Here is a 12,439-nt window from a genome sequence, read left to right as displayed (position 1 = left end):
TGGTGAGATGGTGAGATGGTGAGATGGTGAGATGGTGAGATGGTGAGATGGTGAGATGGTGAGATGGTGAGATGGTGAGATGGTGAGATGGTGAGATGGTGAGATGGTGAGATGGTGAGATGGTGAGGTGGTGAGATGGTGAGATGGTGAGGTGGTGAGGTGGTGAGGTGGTGAGGTGGTGAGATGGTGAGGTGGTGAGGTGGTGAGGTGGTGAGGTGGTGAGGTGGTGAGGTGGTGAGGTGGTGAGGTGGTGAGGTGGTGAGGTGGTGAGGCGTCACCACCAAACAATCTTTCAATTATTCCCAAAAAAAAAGCGACTCGAATTCGAGTCGCTTTTTGATATATTAAAATATAAGATTTATTTTTTCAGGTGTTTTCTATACTGGAAGAAAGATAAGACACTGATTAAAGTTACAAATCCAACGGACCACCAAATAATTGTAGGTGTGATTACTTTATCTCCAGAAGCGTAAGAGTGCAATCCACTTAAGTAGAAGTTTACACCAAAGTACGTCATCATAATAGAGTAGTAAGCAAGTACACTAAATACGTTGAATATCCAAGTACCGCGCATGGCTGGTACTAAACGAGCGTGAATCACAAAGGCATAAACCATAATACTAATTAAAGCCCAAGTTTCTTTTGGATCCCATCCCCAATAGCGGCCCCAGCTTTCGTTTGCCCATTGTCCTCCTAAGAAGTTTCCTATGGTTAAAAGCACTAGACCTACAGTCAAGGCCATCTCATTGATATAAGTTAATTCCTTTAGGTTTAAATCCATTTTCTTTTTGTTCTTACTGTTAGTTAAGATCATCAAGATTAGGGATACCACACCCAAGATCATTCCCAAGGTAAACGGTCCATAACTTGCTACAATAATTGCTACGTGGATAATTAGCCAATATGAATCCAATACGGGTTGTAGATTGGAAATAGCAGGGTCCATGTAATTTAGATGCGCAGCCCATAAAATCATTCCTGTAACGAAAGCAGTTGAAGCAATCGTCAATTCTGATTTTCTACCAAAGTACAATCCGAATAACGTTGTTGCCCATGCTACATAAATAACCGATTCATAAGCATCACTCCAAGGTGCGTGACCTGAAACATACCAACGTACAGCTAAACCTAAAGTATGCAATACAAATAAAAACAGCGTTAACCAATGGCCTATTTTAATTGCTTTACTTGCAAATTTATTTGGTTTTAAAATCACCCAAATGATAAATACAAAAGACAATAGTGCAACCAGCATGTAATATTTATACAACGTTTTGAAAATATCGTATTGGTTGTATAAAACTTCAAATTTGATTTTGTTATCCGATGGCATTACGTTTTTTCCATACGAATGTTGAAACGTATTGATGTGTTCTAAGTATTCGTTTGCTTTAGCGTAATTATTTGAAGATTTAGCATCAAATAAAGCAGGCACATACATGCGAGACAAGATATTCTTTGTAAAAGTAGAATCCATTCCTGTCATCCCTGATTCGTTTAATTCTAAAGGAGAAATCCATTTGTTATTATCGTGATGTGGAATAGGGAAGATTGCTAGGATTCTTCCTGTAAAAGCGGCGTTTAATAAAGCAACTTTACCATCAAGATCTAAAAAATCCTTTTGGAATTGATTTTTTACACTCGAATGGTTTGCTTCATCGACGTATTTCAAAAGTTTGTAATTGCCATTTTCATCAAAGAAATCAACGAATGAGGCGTGTTTTACATCCTTAGATAAACCTAATACTTCTCTGATTTTATCATTTCCTCTTTGCAATTCAATGATTGGAGCAAAGTACCAAAAATTCGGAGCACCTTCCATTTGTTGCGCAACAGTAAATTGCGTCATAGATAAGAAAACTTGGTCTGGTGTTAACCCTTGGTAAGTTTCTTTTTTATACACTTTTCTCAATAGTTCAGAAGAGAACGTATTGATTGGTTTCATACGTCCACCATGATCTTGAATGACAAGATTACCAAATTTAGCAGCGTGCTCTTTATCGATTACATTGGCATGGATAATAGAGTCAATTACCGCTGGTTCTGGCTTAGCTGGTGCATGCATATGCTGAGCAGAAGCTCCGATAGAAAATAAAAGCACTAATACAGTAAGCATAGACGCTTTCTTTTCTCTGATTTTATCTAGTTTGCGTCTTAAATCAGCAAAACGAGAGTTTTTATCGAATAAAATCCAAATTAAACCTACATACAAGAAGAAATAACCGATATAGGTAATCCAAGTTCCCCAGAAATCGTGGTTTACAGATAAAATAGTTCCTTTTTCATCGGGATCAAATTGTGCTTGGAAGAAGCGATATCCTTGGTAATCTAAAATATTGTTCATGTAAATGCGTGCATCAAAAGAGTTATTGCCATCTAAAACAGTTACTTGACTTTCAAAAGCAGAGTAGCTTTTTTCAGTTCCAGGATACTTATCAGCAATAAATTTGTTCAAACGCACTTGGAAAGGTGTCGTGTATACTTTACTTCCGTACATTAAGGTGAATTCTAGGTCGCCCAATTCAATGGCTTGAGGTTCACCCATTCTACCCGCTTTTCCTTTTAAAACAACGTCTTTTTCAAGACCTTGAGAGCGCACAGTAACAATGAGTGCATCAGGTGTCATTTTGTCTTTAAAATCGCCATTAGAAACAACAGCAGTTTTTCCTTTCATTGGCAATTCAGGTAATACAAACTGAGTACCCGCCATTGTATAAAGAGATCGGAAATTTAAAGGTTGTTTTTCGTTAGCAGCTACATCACCAGTAGATTGGTCAGCCATTTTCATATATTTTCCTTCGAACGGTGTTTCGATGAAGAATTCACCATTTTCAGAAGAAATATTAATTGCACCTTCAGTAGGAGCATTGTAACCAAATAAGATACCGTGAATACTAGCAGCTTTACCCTCTTGAAGATAGTGTTCGTGACGTTCACCGTCTCCAGATTCAACTAGTTTTAGGAAGTTTATACCATTGGGATCTGCTTCGATTACATCTTCAGCAGCCATGATAAAGTCTTTATATTCAACTTCAAATGGAATGCCATTGAAGTCTTTTTTCATTTTGAAGTGGTTGTTTGTTACTGGCGAAAAGTATTGATCCATTTCGAAAGTACGTCTTCTCGTTTCTCCTTCATATTCACCATCAGCCATAACTGTTAAAAACGTTTTGTCAGAGAAGATACTATCCGCTGTTTCGCCTTCTCGGATTGGCATCATTCCTTCAAAACTAATGTAACGTGTGATAAAAGCGCCAATCATAATTAAGATAAAGGCAGCGTGTAGCATAAAGGTTGCCCATTTTTCTTTTGATAGCAAACGGTAACGTTTGATATTACCAATAAAGTTTAGAAGAAAAATAAACATAATTAACTCAAACCATTTGGTATTGTAGATAAGAATGCGGGCTGTTGTCGTATTGTAGCGATCCTCAATAAAAGTTCCCAGGGCAAGGGCTACTGCAAATACGATGAAAAGAACAGCCATTAAGCGGGTTGAGGAAAAAAAAGATATAATTTTTTTATCCATGAGTTGTTGATACGTTGTTTTTATAATGGAACAAAAATAACCAAAATGCCCAGTAAACCTGTATATTTAACTTATTATTTAGGAATGAATTTTACTTTTTTTATGCGTAAAAAAAATTAAATTTGCAAAGATCTTTACCTCATTTGATCGATGATTAAAAAATCAACAAGGATTGGTCGCTATTTAGTGAATTAATAAAAAATTAACCATGCCAAAAATCTCTCAAAAAGGCATTCATATGCCTGAGTCTCCGATTAGAAAATTGGTTCCTTTTGCTGAAAAAGCGAAACAAAAAGGACATCATGTTTATCATTTAAACATTGGTCAACCTGATATTAAAACTCCAGTAGATGCCCTACAAGCAGTAAAAGATGCTGACATTACAGTATTAGAGTATAGTCATTCAGCAGGTTTTGAAAGCTATAGAACTAAATTGGCAAAGTATTACCAAGCACATAAGATTGATGTGAATGCCCAAGATATTATTATCACAACGGGAGGATCAGAAGCGTTGATGTTTGCATTAGGTAGTACGATGGATCCAGGTGATGAAATTATCATTCCTGAACCTTTTTATGCAAATTACAATGGGTTTTCTGTTTCAAATGGTGTAAACATTGTTCCGGTAATGTCAACAATTGATACTGGATTTGCTTTACCCGCTATTTCGGAATTTGAAAAGTTGATTACAGCCAAAACAAAAGCAATTTTGATTTGTAACCCAGGGAATCCAACGGGATACTTGTACTCAGAAGAGGAAATGAAACAATTAGCAGCTTTAGTGTTGAAACACGACTTGTTCCTGATTGCAGATGAAGTATACCGTGAATTTGCGTATGATGGGTTCAAACATATTTCTGTAATGAGTATGCCTGAATTAGCGAATAATGCGATTATGATTGATTCTGTTTCGAAACGTTATAGTATGTGTGGAGCGCGTATCGGTTGTATTGTTTCTAAAAATAAAGAAGTAATGGATGCAGCAATGAAATTTGCTCAAGCGCGTCTTTCTCCTCCAACTTTTGAACAAATCGCAGCAGAAGCAGCTTTAGATACACCACAATCGTATTTTGACGAAGTAATTACAGAATACAAAGAACGTCGTGATGTATTTATTACAGCCTTACAGGCTATTGATGGAGTAGAGGTAACTATTCCTAATGGATCATTCTACTGCGTAGCTAAGTTCCCAGTAAAAGATGCAGATAATTTTGCAAAATGGTTGTTGGAAGAATATGATCTTAATGGTGATACCGTGATGATTGCTCCAGCAGCTGGATTTTACTCTACACCGGGGGTGGGATTAAACGAAGCACGTATGGCGTATGTTTTGAAAAAAGAAGATTTGATTCGCTCAGCCGAAGTTTTAAAAGAAGCTTTGAAAGTGTATCAAACCATCGAAAAATAAAAAAAGACCTCAAATAAAAAAGCCACGCAATTTGCGTGGCTTTTTTATTTGAGGTCTTTAAAATTCACATTGCGTCACTTTTTAAGTCTATTTTATATTTTTTTTGTCCATTTTGCAAGATCGATTGATATATAGCCTTTTTAAGCTATTGTTTTTATCCTGGATGTGTATTTGGGTTACTTTTTTTTTAAAATGGCTTAGCGTTGATTTATGAAGGTTTTTTTCTTGACCAATTGGCGATAATTTGTGTCGCTTTGCACTCCTTTTTTTGGTGACATTCTTATCTTTTTCTTTTGTTGTTTAGCATAAAAATAGAAGGGAGTGTTTCATGTTGAATTATTGCTACTATAATTGATTTTTTACTCGTTTTTTTTTATTTAGGCTAGGTCATACTAGCCTTTATTTAATTTTTTGATACATGAAACAATAGTATGGGTTTAAAATCTATGATTTTTATCAGGTTTTTATACTTTTTTTTGAGTTCAAATAGAAAATGCAACACCTGTTGGCTTTATCTATTTATATCTTGTTTGATTTCAGGTAGTTGTGTTTGATTCAATTTGTTGGAATGTAGTTCGTTCTAATAATTTGAAACGTAAAATGTGGGGATAATACTCACTTTTGCTGAAACTATTAGGGAGAGCAATTCCATATAGAATACGGTTGTTCGATCAAGAAAATTATGAAAAAAAGGGACATGAATAAAAAAGTACTATTTAAGGTATTATTGACATTCGCACTATTTTTAGGAATAGGAAATAGCATGTATGCTCAGTTTGAAGTAAAGGAAGATTTTAAAGGAGCGACGACTCAAAGACAAAATGTAGTCTTTATTGAGGACGCTTATTTAACCGCTTCAAATGACAATACATCTAACTTTAAAGATACTCCAGGTAACGGATGGTTACGTTTGACAGAAGATAAAGGAAGTAGAAGTGGAGGAGTTATTATTAATGAAGCATTTGCTTCAGATAAAGGTGTTATTCTAGATTTTGAATATAAAACATGGAGAACAGTTGCTGGAAATGATAAGCCACCTTTTGGATGGGCAGATCGTGGAGGTGATGGTTTTAGTGTATTTTTAATCGATGGTAGTCTTGATGCGAATTTAGTTACTTTAGGTGGAACAGGTCATCATTTAGGTTATGGAGGAGATTATTACAGTGGAGGAATAACTGGTGGATACCTTGGACTTGGATTAGATGAATATGGAAACTATGTATTCAGAGGTACTGAAGGTGTTGCTGCATTGAGACAAAGAGAAACGGGAAGATACTTAAATGACGGAGATGATGAAACAGAAGAATTGCGTTACTCATTGAAAAACTCTGTAGGCTTACGCGGTAAAGGTGGTTTGTCTCAATCAAACAATAATACGCCTCTTATCGGATTTTCTACCTTAACCCAAAATGGATATGAAGTTGGGTATCCAACTATCGTTCCAACTCGTCCTTCTGATGCTACATTTTATCGTAGAGTTCAAATGGAACTTTACAAATACGGTAATGGATATAAAGTAGAAGTACGTTGGATGCGTGAAAAAGACGGTGTATTCGAGCATTTGTTTACATCAGATTATGCAGAAGCTCCATTTGCTACGTTAAAAATTGGTTTTGCTGCTTCTACTGGAAGTGCTGTAAATTTCCACGAGATTAGAGGACTTTCTGTTTTTATTCCAGAAGGAGTAAAAGTAGAGAAATTTGCGAGTAAAGACCAAGTTGAAGTTGGCGAAGATTTAACGTATCGCGTTGAAGTGAGAAACTTATCTCAAAGCGTATATAATGGGATTAAACTAAATGATATACTAGATAACCTTAGACCTTATTATGAGGTGAGTAGTATTTCTTTTGCAAGTGAGTTGGGATCTGCTACAACAATAGCAACAAACTTTGTACCTACACAAAAGACGTTGCAAAATGTTGTAATTAATTTAGCAAGTCGTGATGCTGCTATTTTTACGATCAAAGGAAAAGTAAAACAATTACCTGCTTCTGGTAAAATTACCAACACGGCAACAATTGATATTTCTAGCTTAAACTTAACGAGTCCTGAAGCACTTGATCCAGCAAAATTGACAAGTTCAGTGGAAACTGCAGTTGTAGCTGAAGCACCTTGTGGATGTCCAGAAGATGCTATTCAATTAACGTCAACTTCAAGTACTGTTGTTTTACAAAGCAATAAAAAATACTGTGTAAGAGGAGAAATTCATTTAAGTAACAGTTTAGAAATAGAATTAGGTTCACAATTATATGTTGAATCTGGCGCTCGCTTAAAAGTGACAGGTACATATAAACAAAAAGGTGGATTAGTAAAAGTATGTCCTGCAGGGGGAATTTTAGTAGCAGGTTCAGCTGAGTTAGGAAATAACGGAACAGGTGAATATTCTGATGCTAAAGTGGTATTGAAAGAATCAGCATTTTTTACGATGACAGGTTCATTGACACAACACCAAATGAATCCTGCAAACGAAATTACATTCTCTTTAGATAATAGCGCAGTAGTAGAGGTTTGTGGAACATATAAACAACACGCAACAACATATCCCGTAATGCAGTATACAGGAAATGGTAGAAATGCTTATTTCATTGTAAAAGGAGATGCTTCTGGAGATGCAGCTACAAGTAGATTGAGAGACTCAGACTTGATTAACGTAGTTACGATGGATAGATCTAGTAATTTAGGATTGAATGCAAGTAGCGTAAATTATTCAGGTGACAAAGCAAAAGGGACGAACAAATTTTTACCTAAAGGATACAACGAAAGTATTTGTGGTGACTTAGGTTACTTATACAAAGGTAAAATGGAGTTCAAAAAAGAAGGAACTTATGTGCAGGGAGACCGCAGTATGTATAATGAAAGTCAAGAAGCATACAAAAAAGCGGCGATGGTTGGTGACTTGATCAAGTATACGTTTACGGTTAAGAATACAGGAAACATTCCGTTGCACGATGTGCGTATTGACGATGCTCGTTTAGCAAATGCTACACCTGTTTATGTAGCGGGAGATGTGAATAACAATAGATTGTTTGATGTAGATGAAGTATGGACATACGAGGCAATTTACTATATCACGCAAGAGGATATCGACCAATCGGAAAAAGTAAATCAAGCAACGGCTCATGCTTTAACAGATGGAGGTACGGCAGTTAGCAAAATTTCGGGAACTGAATTTAACAATGAAAAAGAAACAATCGTTCCACTTCCATTTGGAGCAGTAGACGAGGAGTTCTGTGATAATGAAGGAGATCAATTTATCTCTGGATTCCACACTACAATTGTTAAGACAAAATACGGTTTTGAAGTGTTTGGTGAACGCGGAAAAGCAGATGGATCATCTCATGCTTTTTCACCTATACGCATCTTGCCAGAAAATGGATACGAATTTAAAGGTTCTCCAATAATTGCAAGTATGGGAACGTATAGTAATAGAGAATCACAATTTTTCTTGCTTACGTCTAAAGGGTTATATGCTTGGGGAACACAAGGAGCAGTAATTAGTACTGCCAATACAACAAGTTCTAGATTCCAAGAAATTAGTTTACCAACCAATGTAAGTCCACGTGATATTGACTATATGACCGCTTCTTACAAAGGGTTAGTGCTAAAAACAACAGCAGGTAAATTGTATGTGAAAGGGAATAAGTATCAACTGTATGGAGACGGATCTTCACAAAATGACAATAACTGGCACGTCGTTAAAAGAACTAACGGACAGGAGTTAACTAATGTGAAACAGGTGAAAATGCATTTGAATGGTGGTTTTGCCTTATTGAATGACAATACGTTTGTGGCTTGGGGAGAACGCAAATATACAGGAACTGCCTTAGTAACAAATGACAATAGAGCACAAGAGGTTTCGTCGCCAATTGAAACAGGACATACACCAAAAATGATTGCCTTGACAGGTAGTGGAGCAGGAACTAAGGATGTGTCTTTAACATACTTAGTTTTGTCAACGTCTGGAAAAGTATATTCTTTAGGAGGTAATGCTTATGGCCAGTTAGGGAATGGTGAAGGTGGAAAGAATAAAGACAAAAACAAATGGCAAACGGTAAAAATAGATAAGAATACAGATTTAGACGAGGTAATCTTCATTACAGGTGCAGATAACTCAGCATATGAAGCAGCAGCAGGGGCCATCAACAAATACGGAAAGCTGTTTTTATGGGGGCGCAACAGTAGAAATATGCTAGGACAGTCAGGTGGTGATTCAAACATTACGTATGCAACTGTACCTCAAGGTTTTCTTAACTCTAATGGATCTTTGAAAACCAAAGCTATTTATGTGGAGATCGGTGGACATACAACTATGTTTATGGGCGAAGACTACAAATTCTGTTATGTAGGTCACAAAGTAAACGGTAGTATGGGAGATGGTTTAGGAGGAGATTCGAATGTGACAACTTTCGATTGTTCAAATACCCCTCATATCTCAGAAATGTGTGCGAAGTTAACGATCGAACCAGAACCAGGATTAACTATTGTAAAGGATGGAGAGTACATTGGAAAAAATGGAAATACGGACGTACAAGTAGGAGGTAAAATCAAGTATACAATTAAAGTTAGTAATTCAGGAAACACCTTATTATCTAATATTAATGTAACCGATCCAAAATTACCAAACCTTCGCATTTCGATTTCACAATTAAACGAAGGAGAAATTAGAGAGTTTACAGGTGAGTATATCATCACACAAGAAGATATTGATCGTGGAGGAGTGTTTAACCAAGCTTTAGGAAATGCCAATACGCCAACAGGTCCTGTAGATCGCGTTTCTAAACCAACAACACCGGTAGCAGAGGATGATCCTAATTATCCATTACCAGATCCACAGTATCCAAACTGCGAAACGTGTACAGTAACGATGTTACCACAAAGTCCAAAAATCACACTAATAAAAACAGGTGTATTTGATGATGACGTAGACGGAGCAAATGGAAATGGAGTAATTAACTACACATTTGTAGTGCAAAATACAGGTAACGTTACGTTGAAAGAAGTTGAATTAACGGATGCTTTACTTGGTGCAGGATACAAAGTAATCTATGCGAATACTGGAGGTAATTTAGCAATTGGTGCTTCATGGACAGTAACAGCTACTTATGATGTAACAGATGCAGATCTTGAAAATGAATCTGTAAGTAACCAAGCGAAAGTGGTTGGAAAATCGCCAAAAGATAAAACGACAGAAGCAAATTCTGGAACTGAAATCGGCAACAATAATCCAACAATTACACCAGTAGAAGGCGGTGGACCTCTAATTACAAATCCACATATTTATCACAAAGTACAATAATAAATTTTTGACTAAAACGACACAAAATATTCAGTTATGAAAAAAAGACTAATACCAGTTGCTCTATTAATGGGGGCTATGTCTGCAAACGCACAGGTGGGAATCGGAACAGCCACTCCAAATAAATCAGCTGAGTTAACAGTTGAAGCTACAAACCGTGGATTATTGATTCCTAATGTGTCTTTAGAAGATACTAAAGATAAAAAGGCAATCACAAACGGAAATGTAAACAGTTTATTAGTGTTTAATACAACTACTAATACTGCAATTACACCAGGTTACTACTATTGGTTTGTTGATAAATGGCAACGTTTAACAGCAGATAGCGATATTCCTGCAATTGTAGTGAATAACTTTGAAAATATTCTACATATGGATGGAGATAAGGTTGAAAACCTTATCAAAAACATCATCAATAAAACTGAAGGTAATGTAATTTATGAAGGGGATAAATTATATTACATCAACAACAATGGAGATAAAGTTGAAATTAACTTTGAAACCATTGTAAAACAACACGAAACAGTAACTGTATTAGCTTATGACCCAGCAACGGGTGTAATGACTTACTCGAATGAGGAAGGAAATGCAGTTACTGTGGATGTGAAGGGTGCGGTAAAAGCATTTGAAACAGTTACTTCTATTGCAATTGACCATACGGCTGGTACAATTACATTTGTTGACGAAGCTGGAAATCCAACTGTTTTAGCATTAAAAGACTTAGTAAAATCTCAAGAAACACTAACTACATTAGTGCGTGTTCAAGCAGGGAAATATACGTATACAAACGAGGCTGGGACTGCTGTGGATATCAACGTTATTGGTGATATTACCGAAGTAATCAAAAACAAAACAGACCTTGATTTATACAATATATTGAAACAACTAGTAAAAGTAGAGCAATCACTTACTTCGTTGATTTACAATACAACAAGCAGAGAACTTATCTATACAGATGAGAACAATGCAACACATAATTTGGATGTTGACAGTTTAGTGAAAGACAACCAATATGTAACTGAATTACAGGCAGGTAAAAATATTTCTGTAGTAAAAACTACAGTTGATAATACCATCACCTATACGCTAGAGGTTCCAACAGCAACGAAAGACGTAGCTGGAGTTGTAAAACCAGGAAGCGGTTTAGATATTGATGCAGATGGAAATTTATCTGTTAACTTAGAAACAGCTGTAAATGCGAAAGACCTAACAGGAAATGAGAAAATCGTTGTTACAGATGGTAAAGGAGCAGTATTAAAAACAACAAGCCTAGATATTAATGAAGCTAAATTGAGCTTACAAAATATCGGTGGTACATTAAACTTAAAACAAATTCAAGCTGGAAATGCTGGAGATGTTTTAATCGTTGATGCTACTGGAAATGTAGTATGGTCTGCAAAAGATGCGATGACAACAAATGAATTAACATTAGACGGAACGGATTTAGTTTCTACAGTTAATGGTGTTTCTTCTACGGTTAGTTTAATCGATAAATTAGCTACTGAAATGTTTCAAAATGGATCAGTTACGGCTGAGAAATTAGGAGCAGATACAGCAGATAAAGGAAAAGTTCCTGTGGTTCAAGCTGACGGTACTGTGGTATACCAAAATATTGCTGCTGCAAACGTAAACGGAAAAGACCTTAGCTCAGCAAACGAGTTATTAACGGTTTCTCTAGGTGCAGGAGTTGTATTGAAAGACGTTGAATTAACAATCAACCAAGATAAATTTGACCTAGCTCAAATTGGAGGAAAATTGCAAATTACGCAAATCCAAAAAGGAGCAAATGAAACAATTTTAGTAACAGATGCAGACGGAAACGTTAGCTGGGTTACCAAAGATTCAGTAGTAAAAACAAATGAAACCGTAACAGTATTAGTGAAAAATGCGAACGGAACATTTACATACTACAACGAAAAGGAAATCAATGCAGATGGAACGCCTAAAACAGATGCTGTTGGTGTTACTATTGATCCTAGAGAAGTAACAGTAAAACTTAATCCTACAACAAACAAGTATGAGTTTACAAACTCAACAGGTGCTGTAGTTGGAGAGATTGATGCTAATGCAGGTTCTATCGCTTTTGATAACTCAACAAACGGATTCACTTCAACTAATGTACAAGAAGCATTAGAGGAATTGAAAACAAAGTTAGACGGAACTAGCGATGCCTTAGTAAACAATAACGACGGAACTTATACGCATA

General features: G+C 36.2%; 3 protein-coding genes and 1 pseudogene. 3 read left to right on the top strand and 1 reads right to left on the bottom strand.

Annotated elements, in window-relative coordinates; translation table 11 throughout:
* Nucleotides 1-358: 358 nt before the first annotated feature.
* Entirely contained in the window at nt 359-3,529 is a 3,171-nt protein-coding gene (gene ccsA, locus H4K33_RS15905; protein WP_182650778.1) for a cytochrome c biogenesis protein CcsA, read from the bottom strand.
* Nucleotides 3,530-3,737: 208 nt separating this feature from the next.
* Between ccsA and H4K33_RS15900 the strand changes: the two genes are divergently transcribed.
* The 3 genes and pseudogenes from H4K33_RS15900 to H4K33_RS15890 all read left to right on the top strand — a co-directional run.
* Nucleotides 3,738-4,937, top strand: coding sequence for a pyridoxal phosphate-dependent aminotransferase (locus tag H4K33_RS15900; protein ID WP_182650776.1), 1,200 nt, complete (start codon nt 3,738-3,740; stop codon nt 4,935-4,937).
* 697 nt (nt 4,938-5,634) lie between these two features.
* Nucleotides 5,635-10,233 (top strand): DUF11 domain-containing protein, encoded by a 4,599-nt coding sequence (locus tag H4K33_RS15895; RefSeq protein WP_182650774.1) that lies wholly within the window; start codon nt 5,635-5,637, stop codon nt 10,231-10,233.
* Nucleotides 10,234-10,269: 36 nt separating this feature from the next.
* Nucleotides 10,270-12,439 (top strand): annotated as a pseudogene (locus H4K33_RS15890) (hypothetical protein); the annotation flags it as partial.

Origin of the sequence: Myroides sp. WP-1 (assembly GCF_014145635.1) — a bacterium.
Classification (GTDB): Bacteria; Bacteroidota; Bacteroidia; order Flavobacteriales; family Flavobacteriaceae; genus Flavobacterium.
Note: the sequence above shows the minus strand (reverse complement) of the source record. Positions and strands in the feature narration are given on the sequence as shown.